The organism is Alteromonas sp. 009811495 (assembly GCF_028865455.1).
Taxonomy (GTDB): domain Bacteria; phylum Pseudomonadota; class Gammaproteobacteria; order Enterobacterales; family Alteromonadaceae; genus Alteromonas.
On sequence record NZ_CP113972.1, the window covers coordinates 2,123,211 to 2,148,651 of the forward strand.

Consider the following 25,441-nt stretch of genomic DNA (forward strand, 5'->3'; position numbering starts at 1 on the left):
TATATTTACAAACGATAACGTTTCTCAATTCATCCATTGTTCGCATTTAGAACTGCATTACCGTTGCGAATGAGCATAGGCCAAACTTTCCTCTGCAAAGCCGAGACCTGCTTCAGTGAAGAAGTTAAAGACCTTATCCACTCCATTTTCTAACAAAGAGGATACTTCGTCTTCGTAGCGTGCAATTGCTGCTACTTTTCCAGTGTAGCCTGCGTTTTTCAATTGCCGTGTAATATTGATAGAGTCTTGAATTGATGGCAAGGCAAGTAACACAAGTTGAACATCCTTAATATCTAAATTATCCCAAAGATCGATATCTTCGCCGTCACCACAAATGACATTGAGACCTTCGTCTGCAAGTTCTTTAATTTTTACTCTATCAGCATCCATGCCCCATACGTTTACATCAGTCAGTTTAGATAAAGCATTGAACGCGCCGCGTCCAACACGTCCCATGCCCAGTACCAAAAACTCAGCATTATGTAATGTAGGGTAAATGTCTTCTTTTAAACGTCTGTTTTTCTCAAACCGTTTAATTTTTTCTTTGTAACGATGGTATTGAGAGTGTGAGGTGCGATATAAAATACTGGTAATAACAAATGAAATTGATACAGAAAGCGCTATAACAACTAGCCATGTATTGCCCAAAAGCCCAAGTGACACAGCGAGCGCGCCAACAATAAGGCCAAACTCACTATAATTAGAAAGCACTAGACTACTGAGATACGAGGTGCGTCCTCTTAAGCGCAAAGAGGTAAATAGGCCGAAGAACAGCAATGCTTTAATTGGAATAAGCAAGCAAAACACCAGTGCCATCAACATCATCGTAATGTCGGGCAGTGCTGTCAGACCAATAGTTAGGAAAAAGCCGATTAGAAATAGATCTTTGAAACTTAATAGTGACTTAGCGAGTTCCGAGGCTTTTTCATGTTGTGCCAGCATTATTCCGAAAATTAGCGCGCCCAAATCACCTTTAATGTTTACCAGTTCAAATAAATGATAACCACCTAACGCCAAGATAAACCCCGTGAGTGGCAGTAATTCTCCGTGCCCCGATTTATTAATCATTTTCTTGATAAGCGGCATGGCAGGAAAGAGTGCAAGTAGCGCTAGGGCCCATACGGTAGGCAACTTGCCTGTAGCAACAACAAGGAAAACAACTGCAAAAACATCCTGCATGACTAAAATACCAATTGCCAGTCGGCCATGCCTTGTCTTACTTTCTCCGCTTTCCTCAAGTACTTTTACAACGCACACCGTACTGCTAAAGCTCAAAGCAAATGCTACTAGTGCTGCGCTTTGCCATGTTAAGCCATCTATGTAACTTGCCGCTAGCGCGCTAACGCCATAAACCACGCAGGTAATGACACCTACCCACAACACCGTGTGTGACACGCTTCCCGCCCACACTTCACGTCGACTAAGGTCGCGAATGTTTAGCTTGAGGCCGATAGTGAAAAGCATGATGGTGATACCCAAATTTGCAATTTGGGTGAGTTCATCAGTCAGACCATAACCCGCAAAGTTTAGCAAAAAACCAGCAAGCAAATACCCTACAAGTGGCGGAATACCAATTAGTTTAACTGTTAGCCCACAAACGAAGGCAAAAAGAAGAAATGCATACTCCATGAAAACTCTTTCACTCGCTATCTATATAACATTCATTAACGCACAAGCACTGCAACGTAGCACAAGTACATCATAATTGAGGAATTACCGTTTAATTAGACTAGCATGTAATGCCAACGTGAGGCATCTGTTAGTCAGTTTTGAATGGCTAAATTTGGCGCCTCATGGTTATGCGTAACCAGAAAGAGCAGGAAGTGGTGCAAGAATATGGACGTTTCGTTGTATAAACAAACTAAAACGTGGCAATTTATGTAAGTATAAGTTACTGCACTTTAATAAGGATATCTTATGCGGACCACCATTTTATCTGTATTGGTCTTACTCGTTATAGTTAACGTTGTTATTGGTTTCTTGTGGAGTCCAATATGGTGGTTTTTGCTCTTGTCGGCAACGCTTCTGTGCTTTGCAATATATGATGTCTTCCAAACTAAGCATGCTATTTTAAGAAACTTTCCGCTTATCGGCCGGGTAAGATGGACTGTTGAATCGCTTAGACCTTACATCCAGCAATATATTATTGAAACAGACACTGGTGGTGCCCCAATCTCGCGCATGTTTCGGTCAATTGTTTATCAACGTGCTAAGAATAGCCGCGAGACCATTCCATTCGGTACTCAGCTAGACACCTACAAAGACGGATACGAATGGATAGGTCACTCATTATCAGCCCGTGATATACAAGATATGGAAGCGAACCCCAAAGTCACAGTGGGTGGGCCGTTATGTAAAAAGCCCTACAAAGCGAGTGTGTTGAACATTAGTGCAATGAGTTTTGGCAGTTTATCGAAAAACGCTATACAGGCGCTTAATAAAGGTGCTGCAAAAGGTGGCTTTTATCACAACACCGGAGAGGGCGGTTTAACACCATACCATCTTGAAAATGGTGGCGATATTGTGTGGCAAATCGGTACCGGTTACTTTGGTTGCCGCAACAAAGACGGTGGTTTTGATAGTGAGCTCTTTAAAGAAAAAGCCGCTTTAGACAACGTTAAAATGATTGAGATAAAGCTGAGCCAAGGTGCAAAACCAGGTCACGGTGGTATTCTTCCCGCACACAAAAACACGCCAGAGATTGCGAAAATCAGAGGCGTTGAACCAGGTACGCAAGTCGACTCTCCACCTAGACACAAAGCATTTTCCACACCTATTGAAATGATTGATTTTATCACACAACTAAGAGAGCTCAGTGGATACAAGCCCATAGGTATAAAACTCGCTTTAGGACGCAAAAGTGAATTCATTGCGATGTGTAAGGCAATGGTTGAAAAAGGTGTTACACCAGACTTTATTACCGTTGATGGAGGCGAGGGTGGTACTGGAGCGGCACCACTTGAGTATACTAATTCTATAGGTTTTCCCCTTCGTGAAGCGCTGGCGTTCGTTGATGATTGTCTGACTGGCTTCGCAATAAGAGATCAAATAAAAATCATCGCATCAGGTAAGATAATTACAGCTTTTCAATTAGCAAAGAACCTGAGCTTAGGTGCTGATATATGTAATAGTGCTAGGGGGATGATGTTGGCCTTAGGGTGCGTTCAGTCTTTATCGTGCAACACTAACAAATGCCCAACAGGCGTTGCTACGCAAGATCCAAAACTTGCAGCCGGTTTGAATGTACAAGACAAATATGAGCGTGTTTATCGCTTCCATAAAAAAACCGTTCACGCGCTAATGGATATATTATCTTCTACTGGTCATATAAAAACGAGCGAGTTAAATCGTACACACATATTTCGTCGGGTAGACCAGAGTTGCATTGCGCGTTATGACGAAATATTTCCATTGGTAAAAACGGGAAGCTTCTTAACTGACGACATACCAGAACGCTTTAAACTGCATTTTAATGAGGCGAACTCTAATAGTTTTATGCCATGTAGCCAACTTGCGCAAATTGAAGAAGAAACAAAAGCGGTGTCCTAAGACACCGCTAGTTTTCAAGCTTTATGTACTATTCTGCTTTGTCTGGTATACGGAGTTGGTAAAGGCGGTAGTCACTGGTACGGTATGGCGTTACTTTGTATTTAGGTTGCAAATACGCGACTAAATCAATAAGTTCTGTCACCGTTAATTCGTCATTTACAATCCTCATGAATGACACTCCGTCTTCACTCGTAAAACTTGCAGGCTGGCGAGGAGTAAGCTTATGCGAAGGGTTAATAATACTTGTTACTAATTCAGCATAGGTTTTAATTCTTCCACTACTGCCACCTAATGGTATAGGCTTAACTAACAAGTATGTCGCATCATCCCGCTCTTTTTCACCTGCTATTCTATGGCAATCTTGGCATTGGTATTTTTTAAATACCTCAAAGCCTTTTTCCATATCCCCTTCAGGTAAACTGAAACCTCGGGGCGAATTCGCGCCTTGTTCACAGGCAGCCAAAAGCATAGTGATGCATAGGATTGTTATCATTTTATACATGTTATCCCTCATTACGTGCTGTTTAAATGTATCTTAATTATGGCGCAAAAAACCGTTGAGATATTGACCTAGCGCAATAATATCCTCTGAATCCTTAACTATAGTGTTTATGTACAAATTGAACCTAAAAAGGGGAATGTGATGCAAGGATATGAAACTATCTTAGTTCCGATTGATGTTTATTCAGACTACGACCTTGTTGTTCAAAAGGCAGTTGCAATAGCGGGCAATAGTCACAAAATACATTTACTGTACGTCGCTTATCCGCAAAGTACCATGGAACCCTATGGCCTTTTTTTGGAACGTGATTTCTCAGAAGAGGTCAGAGAGCAGGCCTTGCGCGAGCTAAAAGATATCGCACAGCGACACGACATTCCCTATACCCACGTAAATGTAGAAATAGGTAATCCGTCAGATGAAATTCATCATATGGCAGAAAAAATTGGTGCAGACCTTATCGTTGTGGGAACTCACGGTCAAAGCGGTTTACGCTTGTTGCTTGGTTCGACGGCAAACGCAGTATTACATGGTGTTAAAACGGACGTGTTGGCTGTAAAGGTATAATAACGTTAATGGTTTAAAGCGCTCTGCTTAGTTTTTATAAATATATGAAAGCTATCGTTGTTTTAGATTTTTGGTAACGTGATTGTCATCTTAATAAGATAGCGTGAACAGTTATTCTATAAATGTAATTCTAGAGATGGAACTAGGAATACAATGATAACGAAACGCACTGGTTTTTCACGTTTGCTTTTTGCAACGTATTATTCGATGAAAGGTTTAAAAGCTGCATTTAAAAGTGAAGCTGCTGTTAGACAAGAACTTGTAGCAATGGTGATTTTAGTACCAGTCGCATTCTATTTAGATGTTACTCATGTAGAGCGCATACTCCTTGTTATGTCGTTATTTATAGTGCTTATCACAGAGTTGCTTAATACCGCGGTAGAAAAGTTATGTGACCACGTGAGTACAGATATTCACGTATTAATAGGCCGAGCCAAAGATATTGGCTCGGCTGCAGTATTCGTAAGTCTGACACTGGCAATCTTTACGTGGTGTTTAATACTACTGCCTCGATTTAGCTAGAGTGCTACTATCTTTTTATCGCAGCAACTCTCTACCAGGGTACGCAGCGAACTATCGAGGTTTTTTAGGTGAGAAAAATGCAACGCGGTCTCACCACCGTTATTTATATCATTTATGGTAAAAACGACGTCGTCTTCTCGTGAAGTTACCGTTATACGCGCTCCGTTATTTCTATCTCCGCTGATATCATCTTGAACGTAAGGCACGTGAATATACAATGGTTCATTATGACTGTTTAAATAGGTTATCGCTGCTTCCTTGCTTGTGAATGGATCTTGTTTTTCAGGTTGTAATTGCCAATGTGACGAGGGAACAATCATCTCTGCCAATAACTTGCCGTGTTTAGGTTCAATTCCACTACTCATTAAAAACTCCTGTAATCTCTTTTTGCTTAACTGTGATATATACGGGGCATCTTCGTTTTAAGTTCGACTCAGTACAGCGAACAAAAACTAAATTTAAAGAGAACTCATGAATAGAGCAGGGGACATGACCATTTTGAAGATAGTTATTAACCCAAATCATGCTCAAAAAAAACTTTTATAAGTTACGCGTAACGCATCTGAAATGGGTTATGGAATTGATTATATTACCTTTTTCTTTTTTTAGATAACTTTGCCATACCGCCACGTTTAACATTAGCTTGTCGCGTATAATGACCTGGCATTTCAGGAGAGTTCCAGCCTCCAGCAAGCTGTAGTTCGGGAAGTGACGCTCCATCTTCGGCTAACGAAACAGCACCTCCGACGCGGCCACTGTGTGGTGTAATGTTTTCAGAGATGTTGGCGCGTACAGCAATTCGTTTCCAAATTCGATAGACACTAGAATAATTCAGCACATTTGCTCGATGAGAAGGTACGTGCTCATCAAAAGGAAGTAATGCGGTCTTATGATTATTTACACGTCTAAACAAGATACCTTTTCTTAAGCTCCTTGTATCACTACTATGACGTGGAAGCTTGCTACTAGTGTCTGTGTTTGCTTCAGTAATATACTCATTGACCATTGTTAACGTACTAGACGATATAAAACGATATTGACCTTGACCACTTTGATCACTCTTAGACGTAATTATCAACACTGTATTATTACGCGCAGAAATATCCTCGAGTCGAACTCTTACCAACTCATCGGCCCGTAACAACGCGTCAAACATCATGTTAATGATTGCCAGGTCTCGGAGTTCAAGTAAAGAGTCCGGAATAACCACATTATTGATGTGTTCTACCATATCAATTGTTAGCGGGACGGCCTGTTGATTTGACATCCTATACTTTTGGTTTTCAATGAGTGAGAGCCTTATGAAGTCTCTAAGGTAAACCGAACGTATGATGGGATTAGGTAAGTTGGCTATTCCCATAAATTTACTGAGGGCAGAAAGTCTTCGTTTTATCGTTCGATAGGCTAGTGGTGATTCACACAGCGTGCTTACATAACTCTTAATACAATACTCATTGCTATTAAAGTCATTCGTTAAACCTGGTAAGCCTTGTTGTGAGCAGTAAAGTGAAAACTCATTGTAGTCGCTGATGTAAGCTCTTTGTGTGTTAAAAGGAAGCTTTGAAAAGATATCTCTATAATAGTCACTCACTTTAGCGTTTTGATTGCTAACTGCTTGCGAATTTAATGCACCTTGAACGTGGTTGGCTAATAGATTATAAATCGGTTTCTCTGACATTGGTGGAAATGCAGCTATCTTATTGTTTTTAAAGCATATTCACGCATGATAACTGTAATTATCATGCGTGAACGGTCAAAAGACTGGTACTTAACGTCTAAAAGATTTCAGGTATTAACCTGATTACACATACTAGCACAAAAGCTGTTTATATATACAGTGCTGACGTGTTATGGCAACGAAAACCAATGGAATGTATACCTTTCCACTATATAAATCGTGATAATTGAACGAATATTTATAAGTAATGCTACGTAAAATCTGCAGGATACAGCTGCTCAATTCTATTCAGATTTCACGTAGCGTCGCCTAATAATTGACCATCAAAAACATCAACAAATATTAAAATTTTCACAACCTAGCTCCACGTGTTTAAGCTCGTATCTTTGTTCAAAGAGTTAGTAGATAGGCACAACGTGATAAATGGAGTTAGATGAGCTTGCTGGGGGTGTAAGTAGCTGGGTTATGCTAGATAAAAATAGCTAGAAAATCGCTAAGGTGTTAAATGATTTAAAATTACTAAGTTAAATAAACTAAGCTAACAATACTTTAGTTTTCGAATTGTTGTTAGACAAAATATCTAAAAACTATCATTTTAGTGAGAACCACATCAGTTAATTAGTTTAAGTAAGCCTTTTGTGTAAAGCTGAATTTATTAACTCCAATCCTTATTAATTGCGGTAAAGCATTAAACTGCTTTGATTAAATAGCGCTTGAAATAAATAATTTAAATATAAGTGCACGTCGAATTAGCATCTAATTTTTATCCGGTTAATCCAACATCAATCAACATATCTGGAAAATAACATTCTAATTTTCATTTCTGAATAGCATCCTTAATAAAGACACTTATTAAAAAACTAATTGAGCAAAAGGGACGTTAATTTAAAGAGCAAGAATGCACTCTCTATCCAGTTACTTTGATATCTTATTTAACATAATATACATTATGCGTAATTGTATATATGGAAGATTAGGGAGCTGATGTCTTTCTATTCGGTTCGTTTGTTGGCTGTGATTGCTTACAGACTTTTTGGCATGACAGCGTTGTTGGTATACAGGCCTGTGTGTGAACTTTATGCTTAAAGCTGTGTTTTTAATTTAAAGTGGCTCAGATGATTTGATTTAGGCGTATTAAATTTAATCGTGCGCTACGTAAAATCTGAAATAAGTTTAGAGGTATATGTCGTCAGATTTTACGTAGAGCACGATAAGGAATTCGACGTAATTTAAATTTTGAAATGCATATGAAGGCGTTTTACAACGTAGATTACGTGACCTAGATAGGAGTTTTAGAAATAATTCATGAGGTGTCGAATTCTTTGCAATGTTTCTAGTCAGAGAGTTTTATAACTTCAACATTCAAACGATTCGCTATTTTTACTTACTACGACTAAATACTTCTTCAAGGCGTTTTATATCTTCTTCAAAAGACAATGTTTCTTTAGCTCTTTGGAAACTTATCGATAAATATTTGTTTGCAGCGTTCTCAAAGTTTTTATCTTTTGAACGATATGTTGTGTGCACAGTAATGAGTGACTTTAATATGCGGATTGCTACTTCAATTTTATCAGCTCCATCTCTTGCAATACTGGTATAGGCGTCGTCGAAGATATCCTCAACAACCAGTTCAGGCACAGATACACGGTCGTACTTTACTGGTTTATTTTTAAGAACTTCACTTCTTTCTTCAGGGGTACATTCGTTATCGTACTCCCAAGTCAACAACAATCGGGTAATGCTGCTCAGTATGGTTATAGCGGTTCCGTGATCGTTAACGGAGGGTGAAAGTGCGCGAGATGCAATTTCTGCTAGCACAATAAATCCAAATCTGGGGTCAGCTTCAAATGAACGTGTTTCACTAATTGAAAATGCACATTCAATGTCATTGTCTTTTACTGGTTGTGTTGTATAAGCAATAGGCTTCTCGGGCGTAACAAATTCACCGGGAAGCATGGCGACATTAATAAACACATCGTTTTGTTTTGCATAATATTGAAGCTTAGCGATATCGATAAGCTGTATGTACCCTACTCGCTTACTATATATGGTATGGGTCCCCTGCACTGCTGCTTGGCTCGCCGGTACTGCACCTAAACATGGACGTGAAATTCTATTTTTTATCGCGCGTTTTGTAGCAGCTTCTACTTTAAGCACGGTCGAGCCTACACGGCCTAGTCGAGCAACGCTATCTACCCATCGAATAAACGTTAAAATAACCATGACAAACGCAAAGCAAGTTAACGCAAATAAAATAAATGTGCCTGATTTACCGAAAAACGCATTGTTCATAACGGTAAGCGCTACTGCGCTATAGATAAATGCTCCAATAAAAACAGACAAAGCGTTTTGAGACACGTCGTCTGAGATTATTAAGCTTAAACTTCTTGGCGTTGAAGACTGACTTGCTGACGCGTAGGCGTTAACCATAGTGCCTGCAGAGAACGTTGCTATCACCATCATGCTTGACGCCATAATGGAAAGTAGCGTCTCTACGGATTCAGGTTTTATTTCAGGGATATGTTCATGCAATGACGTACCGTCGGCAACTTTAGCAACAAATACAGACATAAAAGACAATAGGCAGAAGGCTAAAGGCTTTACCCATAGTTTTTCTTTAAAGTGGTAGACTAAAAATCGCAATCTATCTACCGTAATTGGCGCTTCCATTCGTCCCTCAATACTTAACTAATATACGTTTGTACGCATTGAAGGACGAAATTGTTTAACCTATACAATATTAAATACCAAGCTCCCGCCTAACTAGTTGAGTACCCCGTGTTAGCGCATCAAGCTTTGCATCGCTGATTGCTTGAGTAAGCGGCGCCATTCCGCAGTTAGTGCAAGGGATGAGGTTATTTTTGTCGACATATTTGAGCGCTTGAAACAGCGTGTTAGCCACTTCCTCTGGCGTTTCAATAACATTACTAGCTACGTCTATAGCACCTACCATAACTTTTTTGCGGTTAATTAGCTCAAGTAACTCGATTGGGACTTTTGAGTTATGGCATTCAAGTGAAATTATATCGATGGATGACTGCTGCAACTTCGGAAATGTATGTTCATATTGTCGCCATTGTTCACCTAACGTTTTTTTCCACTCAGTGTTTGCTTTGATACCATATCCATAGCATATGTGAACGGCCGTTTCACAAGAAAGTCCCTCAGTAGCTTTTTCTAAGGCGGCAATTCCCCACTCGTTTACGTCATCAAAAAACACATTAAACGCAGGCTCATCAAACTGAATAATATCAACGCCAGCCGCTTCTAGCGCTTTCGCTTCTTGATTTAGTATTTTTGCAAACTCCCATGCAAGTGACTCCCGGGAACCGTAGTAGTCATCATAAAGCGTATCAATCATTGTCATAGGACCAGGTAGTGCCCACTTGATTGGCTTAGCCGTATGCTGTCGTAGGAACTTGGCATCTTGTGCAAATACTGGTTCTTGTAAAGCAACAGGCCCTTTGATAACCGGTACGTTTGCGTCATATCGATTGCGTATTCGAACGGTTTTCTTCTGTTCAAAGTCAACACCCTGCAAGTTTTCAATAAAGGTTGTGACGAAATGCTGTCTAGATTGCTCTCCATCACTGACAATATCGATGCCGGCATGATGTTGTGCATGAAGAGCGAGTAGAAGCGCATCTCGCTTACCTTCTTGAAGGTGGCTTTCTTCTAGTTTCCATGGAGACCATAGTGTTTTAGGTTGTGCTAGCCATGCAGGCTTAGGCAGACTGCCAGCAATCGAGGTCGGTAATTTGTTTTGTATCATGTTGGGCTTCTTTATGTCTAAAGTGAAGTTTGTGTACTAAGCGCGTTCAATACTGTCTGGTATGGCTTGATAAATTCCTTTTCCACAAACTCCCCTTGTGCAATAGCAAGTTCAGTCCGTTCCTGTCTGTCATAAACAATAGTGGTATAGGAATGATCTTGATGCGACAGTTTGGGTTGGAAAATTCGTCCAGCTGCTGTATTGGCATTATATATTTCTGGGCGGTATATCTTTTGAAAGGTTTCCATTGTTGCTATAGCGCTAACCAACTCCAAATTGGTATACCCATTGAGGAGATCTCCACAAAAGTAAAAGGCTAACGGCGCAGCGCTGTTAGCAGGCATAAAATAACGTACATTTAGCCCCATCTTTTTGAAGTATGCTTCAGTTAGAGAAGTTGAGTCTGGCACATATTCTGTACCAAGCACTGGGTGAAGATTGTCAGTTTTAGTGTAGGTTTTGTTTTCAGATACGCTCAAGCAAATAACAGGAAGTTTTGAAAACTCGTTCTTGTAGGTTTCAGAATTAATAAATAACTGAAATAGCTTTCCGTGTAAGTCACCAAACCCTTCAGGAACCGTAAATTGCTTCTTGCCTTTATTGTGCTTGGACAGCAACACGCTGAAATCATAATCTCTAATGTAAGAGGAGAAATTATTGCCAACCACACCTTCAATCTTTGTGCTCGTAAAAGTATCGACTATGGACGACTGCAATATTTCAATATTAGGAAAATAGTCAGTTGCCCCTTTAAAGGCGATGTCTACCGATATGATTTCCAACGAAACACAATAGCGATTTGCATTTCCGTTGTCCCAGTGTGCAAGTGCATTGAAACGATTGTTAATCATCCTCAACGTATTACTGAGATTTTCTTTTCGCTTCGGGCCGCGCGCTAAATTGGCAAAATTAGTCGTTAGCCTGGTAGTTTCTGCGGGTGAGTAATTTTCGTCGAACTGTGTTCGTTTTATCTTAAATGAGAAAATATTGTCCATGAAAGCCCCGTCAATCGCCTATATTTTTCTTAAGCGTCATTGAGTAACATTTATGACGCATCACAATATGGCAATGTTATACCGAGTCTTTTGTATGAAAAAAAATGGTATTAATTCATTTAAGTATTAATAACATTCATGAGTTGACCGGGCGTCCCGCTTCATGAGATTTTACTTTATTTGAAGCACAACGCTTAGAGCAGTACTTTACGTTTTCCCAATCTCGTTCCCATTTTTTTCGCCAAGTAAAAGGACGGTCACAAACAGGGCAGATTTTGGAGGGTAAGTTAGACTTCTTCATTCTTAGTTAGCTTGGTCAAAAATATCGTAGCATCATCTTTCATCGCATCAATATTCTCTTCTTTCATGCGTGAATACGTTTTATAGATCATTGCCATACGATTGTTGTTACTTAGCTTTTCTTTGTGTTTATCAATAAAGTGCCAATAGAGGTAGTTAAAAGGACAGGCTTTAGGCCCTGTTTTTTTGGATACTTGATAGCCACAATTCTTACAGTAATTGGACATTTTATTGATGTAGCTACCACTTGCCACGTAAGGCTTGCTGGCCAAATTGCCGCCATCACTGTATAGAATCATGCCCGCAACGTTAGGCAGTTCAACCCACTCATAGGCGTCTGCATAGACTAACAAGTACCAAGCCTGTACTTCTTCCGGGCTAAGTTCAGTCAGCAGGCTAAAGTTCCCAATTACCATAAGACGTTGAATATGGTGCGCATACGCATTTTGCTCAGTTTCTTTTATGCACTGGCGCATACAGTTCATATTGGTTTGGGCATCCCAAAAGAAAGATGGCAATGAGCGCGTGTTTCCAAAATAGTTGTCCGTTTTGAGGCCAGGCATAAAGTGCCAATAGAACCCTCTGACATACTCTCTCCAACCCAGAATTTGACGAATAAACCCTTCGGCAGAATTGAGTGGAACCTGACCGGCGTGATAAGCCCGTTCAGCGGCGTCAATGGCTTCTTTGGGAGTAAGCAAACCGCAGTTTAAATAAAAGGCAATATGTGAGTGATACATCCATGGCTTGCCTTCAACCATGGCATCTTGATATTGACCAAAGTTATGTAGTCGCTCTTCAATAAATGTATCAAGAACTTTGAGCGCATCTTTGCGCGTTACAGCAAAAAAGAAATTATCTAGCTCACCAAAATGATGTTCAAACTCTCTTTCGACGAGCTCAATAACATCCTGCGTAATGTCGTCAATATCAAACGTGGTGTGCTTGGGAACCTTGTGTGTCTCGGGCATTGATTCACGATTTTGTGAATCGTAGTTCCATTTTCCACCTATGGGGTTTTTACCGTCCATCAGCACGTGGTGTTTCCGTCTCATTTCTCGGTAAAAAAACTCCATCCGAAGCTGTTTTTTACCGTGAGCCCATTCACTAAATTCTTGAGGGGTCGACAGAAAGCGGTTGTCTTCGCAGATTTCAACCGGAACACCTAACTCGTTCTCCCACTGCTGCATACTTTTAAGCAGCCTGTGTTCACCAGGCGTTGTGCATACCACGCGTTCAAAGTTGCCATTATCTAACGCATACCTAACTTGACCAAGTAAACTACCTTGATTGTTGTCATCAAGATAGGACACATAGTCCACACGATAATTATCATCTTTCAGCGCCTTCGCAAAATGACGCATGGCGCTGAACAAAAACGCGATTTTTTTCTTATGATGCTTAACATAAGTGGCTTCCTCGCGAACTTCAGCCATCAGTATTGTGTCTTTGGTTTTACGCGCATTCGCAATAGCTGGAAGCGTTTCGGTTAGCTGATCGCCAAGCACTAATATGAGTGAAGACATACCCTACTCTTTTATCTCTTGAAATGCGTCGAGCGCTCGTTGGCGTGACGCTTTTAAATCTACAATTGGCTTAGGGTAGTCCTTTCCTAGTTCAATACCTGCGTCCTTCGCAATGATTCCTGGGGCTTCCCATGGTTTGTGGATGTACTTGTCTGGCAAGTTTTTAAGCTCAGGGCAATATCGACGCACATAGTTGCCTTTTTTATCGAATTTTTCTCCCTGTAAAATAGGGTTAAAGATTCTAAAGTACGGTGCTGCGTCTGCACCTGAGCCCGCGACCCATTGCCAACTGGCACTGTTGCTCGCAAGGTCAGCATCGAGCAAGGTATCCCAAAACCATCGCTCGCCTTCATGCCAGCTCAGCAACAAGTTCTTCACTAAAAACGACCCCACAATCATTCGTACTCGGTTGTGCATATAACCGGTTTGCCATAGTTCGCGCATGCCAGCGTCAACGATAGGAATGCCAGTGTTGCCCGTTTGCCACGCTTTGAGCGCTTTAGCATCAGTTCGCCATGGGAACTTATCGAACTTTTCGTTGAAGTTTTTATTCGGCAATGTGGGAAAGTGATACAGCAAGTAATAGCTAAATTCGCGCCAGCCTAATTCACTTAAGTAGGTATCAATACTTTTATCCTCGCTATTTCCAAATTTATCTTTTATGGCGTACCACACTTGATTAGGAGAGACTTCACCAAAATGGAGATGTGGCGATAGCCGCGATGTTCCCTTTACAGAAGGAATGTCTCTGTCTTCTTTATAATTTCGTGCCGCGTTTTCGATGAAACTCGATAGGTTGTCAGCTGCGCCCTCTTCGCCTGGCTTCCAACTAGACTTAATGGTTTCATCCCACGGTATTGTTGGAAGCAAATCTAATGCTTCGAGCCCATCGCCAATATCCTTTACATCGGCGTAAGTGATCCTCGCAGGCGGTGCTTTAGGGTATCTGGGTTCATCTATTTGCAAACAGCCTTTTCGATAATAAGGCGTAAACACTCTGTACGGCGTACCATCCTTCTTGAGTACCTTCATAGGCTCCCAGAGCAAACTTCCGTTATAGCTCTGTGCGTCGAATCCGTCGTTTACAAGGGCTTTTTTTATATCCGTGTCACGATTTTTTTGCCATGGCTCATAGCAGCGATTCCAAAATATAGATTTGGCGCTGAATTCTTTTAACAATTTAGGAATAAGTTGCTTTGGATCGCCCTTAAAGATTTGAAGGTGTCCATTGAGGCGTTCTTTTAATGAAGCTAAAGAGTGGTGTAGCCACCATTGACTCGCCCCACCAGGGATCCTTCCATCAGGTGTTGCCTCGTCATAAATATAAATGGGTACAATTTTTCCCATATCACAGGCAGCGTTAAGCGCAGGATTGTCTTTAACGCGTAAGTCTTGTCTGAACCACATGATGCTAACAGGAACGGTCACTATTTTTCCTTTTTTCGTTGTTCTATTTTTTAGTCGGTTACGTATTTCACTTACTACGATGTTCCTTCGGTTCAGGATCCGTTAGAAAATTAAAAAACTAATAGTGAAAATATATGGTAAATCAACCAATTAATCAGTGTGATAAAAAACAAACAAAACGAGGGCTTTATTGGTTTAAGAACGACCTAAGGCTACACGACAACCAAGCATTGAAAGTGATGTGTGAAAGTGTCGATGAGGCCACATTTATCTATATATTTGATGAGAAACTACTTAATACAGATAAAATGGGTCTGTCACGGATTGGCGTTCATCGTTTACGTTTTTTAAAACAGTCGCTGTGGGATTTATCCAATAATTTGCTCAAACTGGGTCACAAACTTCACATTTACTCTGGCGACCCTGTTAGCTGCGTAGCATCTCTTGTCGACAGTGAATCTTTTACACATGTTGGCATGAGTGTACACAATGGTTGGTACGAGCGTTGTGAGGAAGATGAGTTAAGAAAAAAACTTTCCGCCGTTGAATTTGTAGCGCAAGAAACCTTTGGTCTATTTAATGAAAATGACCTGCCTTTTAGCATAAATAGCATGCCAGACGTGTTCAGTCCGTTTAGGCGCAAAATTGAAAAAGCGTCAACGCCGCGTACTATTTGTGAGATACCTCAAGATTTCCCATTGAGCTACACACCAAAGCACTTACCAAGCCGATTGCCAGAGGTATTTGACGACATTACAACGAGTAATAGTTTTTCTTACGAAGAAGGAAAATTTATTGGTGGAGAAACCGCTGCTCTCGCTCATTTACAAAACTACTTATTTGAATGGCAGGCCGCTTCATCATACAAAGAAACTAGAAACGCTTTGGATACATGGCGACACAGTACGAAACTATCAGCATGGCTTGCAAATGGCTCACTTTCAGCAAGAGAGGTTGTAAGACAAGTTACGCATTTTGAGCAGACTGTTGAAAAGAATGATTCAACCTATTGGATATACTTTGAATTGTTGTGGAGAGAGTTTTTTTATTGGCTACAACGAAAATATCACAGTCAGTGGTTCGCATTTTCTGGAATTCAAAATAGAGCTCCGAACACCCGGCATGATCAAGAAACCTTTGAAAAATGGTGTAATGGCACAACAGGCTACCCTATTGTTGATGCGTGTATGCGCCAATTGCTTCACACCGGATACATGTCTAACCGTGGAAGGCAACTTGTAGCCAGTTGTTTCGTGCATGAACTCGGACTAGATTGGCGTTATGGTGCGGCGTGGTTTGAGCAACAATTAGTAGACTATGACGTAGGCAGCAATTGGGGCAATTGGCTGTACCTTGCAGGTGTAGGTAGCGACCCAAGAGGCCATAGACAATTCAATCTACAAAAACAGACTGAAATCTACGACACTGACGGTAGCTTTCGCGCCAAATGGCTCAAGCCTACATAGAAATTGCGGTTGATGTTGGTAATGAAGTCATCAAATGACACTATCACAGTAGTTTGGCTTAAGCGGGATTTACGCTTGCGCGATCATGAGCCCCTATTTAGTGCATACAATAATAACGAAAATATCTTACTTCTTTATTGTTGGGAGCCATCGCTATTATGTGACCCTCATATGGATGAGCGTCATTGGCGATTTGTAAGTCAAAGCCTTGCTGACATCGATGCACAATTGCCAAATAACAAGCGTGTGTTGCAACTTTATATGGAAACTGCTGACGCTATTAGCCTTATTGCTAAACAATATCGCGTTAACACGGTTAGGAGTCACCAGGAAATAGGTTTAAAGGTTACGTATAACCGCGATGTAAGTGTTTCTAACTATTTGAAAAATAGAAATATATCATTTATAGAATGTCAGTACGGTGCGGTAATAAGAGGTTTACCAAATAGAACGCGTTGGCAAGCTAATTGGGAAGTACAATTCGCCAAAAATACGTTCGATTTTCCTATTGATGATGCAAAATGGGTGCACTGGCAAGGCAACGAAAAACTCTTCGCACAATATTGTGATTACCAAACAATTAATCCATCAGTAGCACATAATTCCAAGATGCAACAAGGCGGTGAACGCAGAGCATGGCAAGCTTTAAAACACTTTTTCGAAGCGCGCGGCATAAATTACCACAAACATATTTCACAACCAGAAGCGTCTCGTGAAGCATGTACACGTATAAGCCCTTATCTTGCGTGGGGTAATTTATCTATAAGACAAGCCTACCACGCAGTTATAAATCACAAGCGTGACAAGCGGCGTTTACAAGGCGAGCAAAAAGCACAATGGCTAAGAGCATTAAACGCTCTCACTTCACGCCTTCATTGGCACTGCCATTTCATTCAGAAATTTGAAAGTGAACATAGCATTGAATTTAGGGCAATGAACGATGGTTACGCGCACTTTCCTTATATTGAGGGTCCTGAATGCGAACGCCGATTTTACCTCTGGAAAACGGGGAAAACGGGTTATCCATTGGTCGATGCATGCATGCGCGCACTCGCGCAAACGGGCTACCTTAATTTTAGAATGCGCGCTATGGTAACGAGTTTTTTATGTCATCACTTAAACGTGCATTGGCTTAAAGCTGCACACTATCTTGCAACGCAGTTTTTAGACTTCGAACCCGGAATACACTACCCCCAAATACAGATGCAAGCCAGCATAACAGGTATACACACTGTCAGGCTGTATAACCCACTCACACAATCAAAAAAGCTAGATCCGTCAGGCGTGTTTATAAAAAAATGGGTTCCCGAGTTAAGGAAACTCCCTGATGACGCAGTGCATGCACCACACCTGCTCCCTCCCCTAGAAGCTCAAATGCTCGATTTTGACTTAACACGAGACTACGTAGAACCAATAATCGATATAGCTGCGCTCAGTAAACTTACGGCAAAACGTTTATGGGACTATCGCGAACGCGATGATGTTATTAAACATGCCAAACGCATTGTAGAACGACATACAATGCAAAATAGTCCAAGCCGCACATGGCTTAAACAAAAACAAGCATCACATTAGGCAGAAGCGAAACCGTAACGATGTATGCGTAGATGTTCTACTAGCGATTATTTTTTCTGAGCCACTCATTTAATAGCTTTATTTGTCCGCACTTGTAGGCCGCGTACATTAAGCGCATCGCATTAGACATGGCTTCGCTGTCAGTCCAGTCTGTTTTTTCGCGAATTTCATCATAACAAGCTTTCGCTTCAGGGGTTACATACCCGCGAACAAGCTTTTTACCGGCCTCTTTTTGTCGCTCTCTAAACCGACGTTGTTTATCCGCATTAGCCTTAGCTTTCTCTGAAGGGCTTTTCTCGCTGCGTTTTTTTGCTTTTTTATCTGTCATAGTAATCACATAATTTTGCGTTACGTTTAGTCTAACACGCGTTTTTCTTCAGAAAAATGACTGTTCAGAGTTGTTTGGCGTACAAGTGTTCGCTAAATTAGCAACGAAATTATTCAACAATAACGAGCTGGGAATGTCAGAGAAGAAAAATAGCTTTAACAAAGAAGATTTACTTGCATGTAGTCGTGGTGAAATGTTTGGTCCAGGTAACAGTCAATTACCTGCGCCGAACATGTTAATGATGGATCGTGTTGTTTCAATCACTGAAGATGGTGGTGAGCACGGCAAGGGTGAAATAATTGCAGAACTCGATATTAACCCTGATCTATGGTTTTTTGAGTGTCACTTCCCTGGCGACCCTGTAATGCCTGGCTGTCTAGGGTTAGATGCTATGTGGCAACTCGTTGGCTTTTTCTTAGGTTGGAGCGGAGGCCCCGGCAAAGGCCGTGCGTTAGGTGTTGGCGAAGTTAAATTCACAGGGCAGATTTTGCCTACTGCGAAAAAGGTTACCTACAAGATTACAATGAAGCGCGTTATTAAGCGCAAGTTGTTTATGGGTATGGCAGATGGCGTAGTAGAAGTTGATGGTCGCGAAATTTATGTGGCCAAAGATCTTAAAGTAGGCCTATTTCAAGATACGTCCAATTTCTAGTTTTAATCTTTAGGGATTTAAGACAGAAAAAAGCCCCTTTGCAGGGGCTCTTCCTTTTGCTTAATCAGTTCATAAAAGAGAAAGTGTTACTTAACACTTAAACCTAAGTGTCTATCTTCTACCGCTTCGCGCCATCCACCTAACCACTGTGAACGTGCATCGTTTTGCTGAAATGGACAATTTTCTTTCGAACGACCGCTGATACCAGCTTGATAGCCTTTTGCATGTGCGCGAGTCAGTTTATCTCTTTTTTGTCTTTTCATTGATTAGCCTCTTTTGTTTGTTGGGTGCACAACAAAACATTTCACGAGCGCTCTACATCATCTTAGGTCGATAGTGCCGGAAAAATTTTGCGTACACTACTTTGATAGTGCAATTGACCAATTGGTTCAAGAAAAATAAAAAATTAAAGGTCTTGACAATCTTTAAATTGATGAAGTTTAAATGAAATATTTATTACATTTTTTATGCATAAATATTTCAGTTTTTACATCTCAAAGGCATAAAAAAAACCGCATCAAGATGCGGTTTTTTTCACAATCAATGTGATTACTTTTTAATGCGTCTGCGCATTAGCGCTACACCAAGAAGTGCTAACACACTTAGCCAACCCATTGACGCACCCTGGCGTTCATAGGGTTGTTCATCGTCAGGTATCTCGCATTCTTCAATATCGCCATTACTTAGCGGAGAAAGTTTTACAGCAATAATATTATCAACTAGTTCTGTTTCGCCATCACTATTAATAATATCTACACCCGTTGCATAACGGTTGGTGTTCTTAACACGGGCATTTGCAATTATTTCGTTGTTGTCGTTGATATCAACCGCTTCAACTAACTCATAATCACTGTCACATGCAATGAGATCGTTCAAATCAGTAAACTCTTGCGTTTCAATGTTATACATAAACGCCGCTGTTTGACGGATGGAATCATTGCTTATAACTGAATCTGCTTTACCAACAATAATATTGTTGTTGTTAATGGCATTTGGGGTAACACCTGAACTCGTAAAGAAACCATCAGGATAGTACTGTTCTTGAGTATCTAGGTTATAAGCGAATAATCGTGAACGCGCTATATCGCTGCGCGAACGCAAGACTGCCCCAGCCACCCAGTTGTTGTCATTAATATCTATTGCTTGGCTTAAGATATTCTCGTCTCTGGGTAGGAGTTCAATTGTCTCGCCATCGCGATACACGGTTGCAACACGTTCACTCTCTAACAACGCTGAGCTATTAGGGCGGGTTACAGAAACTCTGTCACCAGTTAATGCTTCACCAACCGCAATCCCCTGATTGTTTATGCTAAATGCGTAACTATAGTAGTGATTGGTGTCATCTTCTTCGCGTTCGAACAATAGCGGGAAGGTTTGTGTACTGATGACATCACCAGTAGCGTCTAACTGCCAGATAGTCGCATTTACTTCAGCAGCGAGTACAAAACTTGCCAATGCTCTTGTGCGGGTACTTGCATTGATAAAGTAGGTGTCAATGCGCGGTACAACAAATGAGCCTGAATAAACGTTCGAGCGACAACGGCCTTCTGAAATGTCGGTGCGCGCCTCGGGGTCAGCACAATTGTCAATTGCATCATTAACCACATCTAAGAAACTCACTGAGCTATATCCGGCAACTTGCAGGTTCTCGTTAACACTTTGCGCAGAGGCATAACCGCCCAACGTGTCATCCACCGGAGGTAGTTTTGTAGTATTTCCAGCTACCTGCACAAATGCTTGCTGAGTAGATTCTGCGTAGGTGTAGTTAATGGTATCGCCATCTTCGTTCTCATACGGATCAAGTACAACAAGACCTGCAGAGTCACCCACGATAAAATCACCGTTTAAACTATCGCGACCAGTAGCTTCTACTGAAAAGGTATAATCGTCGAATTTATCAGTAACTTGGTCTAACCCAGGCACTAATGAAAAATCTTGAGTATCGGTGATGTAGGTTCTGTATTCCGCGAGTTTTTGCCCTTGCGTGGCCCCTACGTTTGAAAGCAGATAGTTAACGATAAGTGTGTAGTCAGCATCAGTGAATACGCCTTGTAATGCGTCATCTTCATTTTCTAGTGCTGCACCAAACTGGGTAAAAAATGTAGTGTCATTTTCTAACTGGTCTACATCGACAGGCGGATTAAATTCGCGCTGAACGACAGTTAACATTTTGCCTGAGTTGTCTATTGAGCGGGCAAAGTTGTTTACTGCGGTATCCTGTAAAGGAAGAGGCGTCACTGAATAGGTCGCGGCCATTGCCGAAACACTTCCTGTTGCCAACAGAACGGCGGCGGCAAGCTGAGTTCGTTTCATTTAAAATCCTATTTACTGCTGATTATCTTCCAGCATACTTTCTAGTTCATCCCAGCGCGCATACTTCTGGGAAAGTAATTCTTCTTTTTCTGCTAATGCGGCTAGGGCCTTAGCGGTGGTATCACTATCTTGTTTGAAGAAATCAGGGTCGTTTACCTGTTCTTGCATAGCTTCAAGCTCAGCCTCTAAAGACTCTAATTCTTGAGGCAATGATTCAAGCTCTCGCTGATCCTTATATGATAGCTTTTTCGTCTTGCGGGGAGAAGACTTAGCACTAGGACTGCTTGAAGTTGAATTAGTTTCATTCTTTACCTTGGCTTTTTCTTCTTTTTCAATCTGCTGACGCTTCTCCTGCTGCTCTTTATACCAGTTTTCAACGTCAGTGAAACCCCCGATAAACTCTCTGAGTTTCCCATTGCCTTCAAATACAAGGCTGCTATTGGCAACATTATCAACAAATTCCCTATCGTGACTCACTAGTAATACCGTTCCCGTATACTCATTGAGTAAAGTTTCCAACATTTCGAGTGTTTCAACATCAAGGTCGTTTGTCGGTTCATCGAGTACTAATACGTTACTCGGTTTAAGCATTAATTTTGCGAGCATCAAGCGGTTCTTTTCACCACCTGATAACGATTTAACGGGCGCGTTAACACGTTCTGGCGTAAACAAATAATCTTGCAGGTAACTGATAACATGACGAGGGTGACCGTTAACCATTAGATCGCGCTTGCCGTCACCAACGGCATCAATCACTGACTTTTCTAGGTCAAGGCCATGGCGATGTTGGTCAAAATACGCCACTTCAAGGTTTGTCCCTTGTTTGCAATTACCCGAATCAGGTGTCAATTCTCCAAGTAATAGTTTGATAAGTGTACTTTTGCCACTGCCGTTAGGTCCAATAAGCGCTAGCTTATCGCCACGTAATACATTGAGGTTAAGGCCTTTTACAATTGGCTTACCTTCAATGCTATAACTGAGGTCCTTAACCTCAAATACCATTTTGCCTGAGCGACCGCCTTGGTGTTGGTTTACAACTGCACTGCCCTGCACCGCTCGACGAGCTTTGCGCTCTTCACGGAGCTTTTTAAGTGCACGAACTCGACCTTCATTGCGAGTACGTCTTGCCTTGATCCCTTGTCGTATCCACACCTCTTCTTGTGCTAACTTTTTATCAAACTCAGCGTTTTGCGACGCTTCAACTTCTAAGTCGTGCTGCTTTTTCTCAAGGTAAGTTTCGTAATTGCCTGGGTAGCTTGTTACGGTTCCGCGGTCTAAATCGACAATGCGCGTGGCCATTGCGCGAATAAACGCACGGTCGTGGCTAACGAATACAATTGCACCTTTATAGTTGCTTAAACTAGATTCGAGCCAACGAATCATTTCAATATCAAGGTGGTTAGTCGGTTCATCCAACAATAGCAAATCAGGTGAGCGAACTAGCGCGCGAGCAAGAGCAGCTTTACGGCGCCACCCACCTGATAAGGTAGATAGCGATATATCTGGGTCGAGTTTGAGCATGGTTAGCGTTTGTTCAATTTGCTGTTCAAATTGCCATGCATCCCGCGCCTCTAAGGTTTCTTGTAAACGCTGAAGTTTGTTTAGATTGGCTTCGCTTGGGTCTTCACCAACCAGTTTTGTTTGATGAAAATAGGCTTTAAGTGTTTCACCCACATCTGACAAGCCCTCTGCCACATAATCAAATAGGGTTACATCTGTGGTCTGGGGTGGATCTTGTTCCAATCGTGCGATGACTGTATTGTTTTCAATAATACGCTGCCCATCGTCAGCGATAACATCGCCAGCAATGACTTTCATCAAAGTGGACTTGCCACTTCCATTTCGGCCAACTAGGCAAACCCTTTCTTTAGGTTGCACTACCAACTCAACGCCATCAAGCAGTGGTGGGTTACCGTAAATCACAGTGATATCTTTTAACTGCAGAATACTCACTGAAGAAACTCCTCTAAGTCTTCTCTCGAAAAGGGCCAGCCGATTTCTTTGTTATTATCTTCTCGTTTAAGCACAGGTATGCGGGCACCGTACAAATGGTAAAGGTCAGTGCTCTCGCGAATATTGACCTTCTCTACTTCTAGGGCTTTAAACGAAGAGGTGTTTTTTAATTCAATATCTGCTAAATCACACAAACTGCACTGTGGCCCGGTATAGAAAAAAATCTTCATGATGTCAGTATCCAGCACTGATGAATATTACCTTTTCGAGCAAAGTCTTCTGGTATTGTTTGCTTGGTAATATTCTCTATTGATAGGCCAAGCTCACTAATAGCTGTTTCATCCAGTTTAAAACCGCGTTTATTGTTTGAGAAAATAATAGTGCCGCCCTCTTTTAAACACTGTTTCGCATCACTTAGCATTTTGACGTGGTCACGCTGTACATCCCATGTATTTTGCATGCGTTTAGAATTTGAAAACGATGGAGGGTCAATAAATATGAGGTCGTATTTGCCCTTATGCGACGCTAACCATGTTGTGCAGTCTGCTTGAATGAAAGCATGTGGACCTGACAACTTGTTAAGTGCTACGTTTTTCTTAGCCCAGTCGAGATACGTATTAGACATATCTACTGTTGTAACTGACTTTGCGCCGCCTTTGGCTGCAAAAACAGACACGCTGCCAGTGTAAGAAAACAAATTCAGTACGTCTTTATCTTTAGCCATCTGCATGACTTTTTGACGAGTATTACGGTGATCTAAAAAGAGCCCGGTATCAAGGTAGTCAGTTAGGTTAACGAGAAAACGAGCGCCGTTTTCAAACACTTCCATCATCTCACCAGACTGATTTATCTTTTCGTACTGTTTTGTACCTTTCTGCTGACTACGCACTTTAAGCGCTATTTGTTTGGGTGAAACACCTGTTACAGCAGGTAGATGTAACAATACCTCTTGCAGGCGCTTGCGGGCTTTTTCTTCAGATACTGTCTTCGGTGGCGCATACTCTTGCACCACAAGCCAATCACCATAGCGGTCAACCGCGACGTTATAGTCTGGCAAATCTGCATCATAGATGCGGTAGCAATTAGTATTGGCCGTCTTAATCCAGCCTTTCATTCGCTTTAAGTTCTTTTTAAGACGATTTGCAAATTCGTGGTTACTGGCATCTTCACCAAATTGCACCGTATTTTCTTCATCAAGTACATAATTTGCGAGGCGGCACTCTAACTTTCCGTTGTTCATCGCGTAATCTTTGGTAGCGCGAAGCTTCAGTACACGCAACAGATCTCGATTGCTACTTAACAGTGAAACATGCCATCCCTTCCACGCTTCTTTAAAACGCTTACCCCAATCATTGAAAAGCGGTATTAATGACGTGAGTTCACCCAAGCGTTCACCGTAAGGCGGGTTGGATACTACATAGCCAGGTGTAGAAACAGGTGGAGATGATTTTGTCGCATCCTGCTGACTAAACTGAATATCATTAAACACGCCTGCAAAGTCAGCGTTTGCTTTTGCAATGGCCACCATTTTACGGCTAAAGTCACCTGCATAAATGCCCGCACATGACGGTTTTTGTGCCTCGATGGCACTATTCAATAATTTTTCCCAAACCGGCTGCTCGTGACCTAACCACTTCGTAAAACCCCAATAGCTACGTTTAATACCTGGGGCAATATTACGTGCAATATACGCCGCTTCTATGGCAATTGTGCCTGAACCACACATTAGGTCGACCAATGGCGCGTCTTGGTTTTCTGTCCATCCACTTCGAATAAGCATCGCACTTGCGATATGTTCTTTAAGTGGTGCATCTCCCGTTTGTTGACGGTATGCGCGCTGGTGCAAGCTCGCGCCAGCCAAATCAATACCTAAAATCACGTTATCGCGATGTAACCTAGAGTACACCGAAATATCAGGTGACTTTCTTTCAACAGAAGGACGTGCTAATCCTTGCTCGACAAAAGAATCAACGATGGCGTCCTTTACGCGAACAGCACCAAATTGCGTGTTTTTAATGGCAAAGTTGGTACCAATGAACTGTACTGATAACGTATGACGAGAACCCATGTGCATCTGCCAATCTATGCTCATAGCGGTGTTATAGAGTGCCTCGGCATCACCTGCCTTCCCTGTCGCTAACACCCAAATTACGCGGTTGGCAAGACGAGACCACAAGCAAAGTTTGTAGGCGTCTTCCTTGCTTCCTTCAAACTGAATAGTACCGGGCCCTTGTTTTATTTGGGCGTCGGGACAAAGTGATAACACTTCTTGCTTGAGAAGTTCGTCAAGACCGCGACTGGTCGTCACCAGAATTGTATTCATTCATGTACCTGTTTTG

At 41.6% G+C, this 25,441-nt stretch carries 22 protein-coding genes; 6 read left to right on the top strand and 16 right to left on the bottom strand.

Features of this window, described 5'->3' with window-relative positions; all coding sequences use genetic code 11:
• Window positions 1-57 precede the first annotated feature (57 nt).
• A complete protein-coding gene (locus tag OZ660_RS09810) occupies window positions 58-1,629 on the bottom strand; it encodes a cation:proton antiporter family protein (protein ID WP_274743368.1) in 1,572 nt (523 codons plus the stop codon).
• 288 nt (window positions 1,630-1,917) lie between these two features.
• Between OZ660_RS09810 and OZ660_RS09815 the strand changes: the two genes are divergently transcribed.
• Window positions 1,918-3,549 carry an FMN-binding glutamate synthase family protein gene (locus OZ660_RS09815; protein WP_202265707.1) on the top strand — a complete coding sequence of 544 codons (1,632 nt, stop codon included), beginning with the start codon at window positions 1,918-1,920 and terminating at the stop codon, window positions 3,547-3,549.
• A gap of 28 nt (window positions 3,550-3,577) precedes the next feature.
• Here OZ660_RS09815 and OZ660_RS09820 read toward each other — a convergent pair whose 3' ends face one another.
• Window positions 3,578-4,051: a c-type cytochrome gene (locus OZ660_RS09820; protein ID WP_274743369.1), complete on the bottom strand. Its 474-nt coding sequence runs from the start codon at window positions 4,049-4,051 to the stop codon at window positions 3,578-3,580.
• Between the two features lie 141 nt (window positions 4,052-4,192).
• Between OZ660_RS09820 and OZ660_RS09825 the strand changes: the two genes are divergently transcribed.
• Both OZ660_RS09825 and OZ660_RS09830 read left to right on the top strand, forming a co-directional pair.
• Window positions 4,193-4,615 (top strand): universal stress protein, encoded by a 423-nt coding sequence (locus tag OZ660_RS09825; protein WP_274743370.1) that lies wholly within the window; start codon window positions 4,193-4,195, stop codon window positions 4,613-4,615.
• A gap of 153 nt (window positions 4,616-4,768) precedes the next feature.
• A complete protein-coding gene (locus OZ660_RS09830; RefSeq protein ID WP_202265713.1) occupies window positions 4,769-5,137 on the top strand; it encodes a diacylglycerol kinase in 369 nt (122 codons plus the stop codon).
• On the opposite strand, the gene OZ660_RS09835 is transcribed toward OZ660_RS09830, so the two are convergent.
• The 8 genes from OZ660_RS09835 to OZ660_RS09870 form a co-directional block, all read right to left on the bottom strand.
• On the bottom strand, window positions 5,134-5,502 hold the full coding sequence (locus OZ660_RS09835; protein WP_274743371.1) for a hypothetical protein: 369 nt from the start codon (window positions 5,500-5,502) through the stop codon (window positions 5,134-5,136). The genes OZ660_RS09830 and OZ660_RS09835 overlap by 4 nt on opposite strands.
• Window positions 5,503-5,726: 224 nt before the next feature.
• Window positions 5,727-6,815, bottom strand: coding sequence for a tyrosine-type recombinase/integrase (locus tag OZ660_RS09840; protein WP_274743372.1), 1,089 nt, complete (start codon window positions 6,813-6,815; stop codon window positions 5,727-5,729).
• Window positions 6,816-8,195: 1,380 nt separating this feature from the next.
• Window positions 8,196-9,485, bottom strand: coding sequence for a DUF2254 domain-containing protein (locus OZ660_RS09845; protein ID WP_274743373.1), 1,290 nt, complete (start codon window positions 9,483-9,485; stop codon window positions 8,196-8,198).
• Window positions 9,486-9,555: 70 nt separating this feature from the next.
• Entirely contained in the window at window positions 9,556-10,584 is a 1,029-nt protein-coding gene (locus OZ660_RS09850) for a methionine synthase (RefSeq protein ID WP_274743449.1), read from the bottom strand.
• Window positions 10,585-10,604: 20 nt separating this feature from the next.
• The gene (locus OZ660_RS09855) at window positions 10,605-11,582 is read right to left on the bottom strand and encodes a putative oxygenase MesX (protein WP_274743374.1); all 978 of its coding nucleotides are present in this window, start codon (window positions 11,580-11,582) and stop codon (window positions 10,605-10,607) included.
• Window positions 11,583-11,718: 136 nt separating this feature from the next.
• Window positions 11,719-11,883: a DUF2256 domain-containing protein gene (locus OZ660_RS09860; RefSeq protein ID WP_274743375.1), complete on the bottom strand. Its 165-nt coding sequence runs from the start codon at window positions 11,881-11,883 to the stop codon at window positions 11,719-11,721.
• On the bottom strand, window positions 11,870-13,408 hold the full coding sequence (locus OZ660_RS09865; RefSeq protein ID WP_274743376.1) for a cryptochrome/photolyase family protein: 1,539 nt from the start codon (window positions 13,406-13,408) through the stop codon (window positions 11,870-11,872). The genes OZ660_RS09860 and OZ660_RS09865 overlap by 14 nt, the downstream gene beginning before the upstream one ends.
• 3 nt (window positions 13,409-13,411) lie before the next feature.
• Window positions 13,412-14,836: a cryptochrome/photolyase family protein gene (locus OZ660_RS09870; RefSeq protein ID WP_274743377.1), complete on the bottom strand. Its 1,425-nt coding sequence runs from the start codon at window positions 14,834-14,836 to the stop codon at window positions 13,412-13,414.
• A gap of 113 nt (window positions 14,837-14,949) precedes the next feature.
• Between OZ660_RS09870 and OZ660_RS09875 the strand changes: the two genes are divergently transcribed.
• Entirely contained in the window at window positions 14,950-16,281 is a 1,332-nt protein-coding gene (locus OZ660_RS09875) for a DASH family cryptochrome (protein WP_274743378.1), read from the top strand.
• A 21-nt stretch (window positions 16,282-16,302) separates the two neighbouring features.
• A complete protein-coding gene (locus tag OZ660_RS09880) occupies window positions 16,303-17,856 on the top strand; it encodes a cryptochrome/deoxyribodipyrimidine photo-lyase family protein (protein ID WP_274743379.1) in 1,554 nt (517 codons plus the stop codon).
• Window positions 17,857-17,896: 40 nt separating this feature from the next.
• On the opposite strand, the gene OZ660_RS09885 is transcribed toward OZ660_RS09880, so the two are convergent.
• Window positions 17,897-18,184: a hypothetical protein gene (locus OZ660_RS09885; RefSeq protein WP_202265754.1), complete on the bottom strand. Its 288-nt coding sequence runs from the start codon at window positions 18,182-18,184 to the stop codon at window positions 17,897-17,899.
• Window positions 18,185-18,317: 133 nt separating this feature from the next.
• Here OZ660_RS09885 and fabA point away from each other — a divergent pair, with 133 nt between their 5' ends.
• On the top strand, window positions 18,318-18,836 hold the full coding sequence (fabA, locus tag OZ660_RS09890) for a bifunctional 3-hydroxydecanoyl-ACP dehydratase/trans-2-decenoyl-ACP isomerase (RefSeq protein ID WP_202265756.1): 519 nt from the start codon (window positions 18,318-18,320) through the stop codon (window positions 18,834-18,836).
• An 86-nt stretch (window positions 18,837-18,922) separates the two neighbouring features.
• Here the strand turns inward: fabA and rmf are convergent, their stop codons facing one another.
• The 5 genes from rmf to rlmKL form a co-directional block, all read right to left on the bottom strand.
• Entirely contained in the window at window positions 18,923-19,099 is a 177-nt protein-coding gene (gene rmf / locus OZ660_RS09895; RefSeq protein WP_159624501.1) for a ribosome modulation factor, read from the bottom strand.
• A gap of 286 nt (window positions 19,100-19,385) precedes the next feature.
• Window positions 19,386-21,149, bottom strand: coding sequence for a DUF3466 family protein (locus tag OZ660_RS09900; RefSeq protein WP_202265758.1), 1,764 nt, complete (start codon window positions 21,147-21,149; stop codon window positions 19,386-19,388).
• 12 nt (window positions 21,150-21,161) lie between these two features.
• Window positions 21,162-23,102: an ATP-binding cassette ATPase Uup gene (uup, locus tag OZ660_RS09905; RefSeq protein ID WP_274743380.1), complete on the bottom strand. Its 1,941-nt coding sequence runs from the start codon at window positions 23,100-23,102 to the stop codon at window positions 21,162-21,164.
• The gene (locus OZ660_RS09910) at window positions 23,099-23,332 is read right to left on the bottom strand and encodes a glutaredoxin family protein (RefSeq protein WP_274743381.1); all 234 of its coding nucleotides are present in this window, start codon (window positions 23,330-23,332) and stop codon (window positions 23,099-23,101) included. Before OZ660_RS09910 ends, uup begins: the two co-directional genes overlap by 4 nt.
• A complete protein-coding gene (gene rlmKL, locus OZ660_RS09915) occupies window positions 23,329-25,425 on the bottom strand; it encodes a bifunctional 23S rRNA (guanine(2069)-N(7))-methyltransferase RlmK/23S rRNA (guanine(2445)-N(2))-methyltransferase RlmL (RefSeq protein WP_274743382.1) in 2,097 nt (698 codons plus the stop codon). The genes OZ660_RS09910 and rlmKL overlap by 4 nt, the downstream gene beginning before the upstream one ends.
• Window positions 25,426-25,441 lie beyond the last annotated feature (16 nt).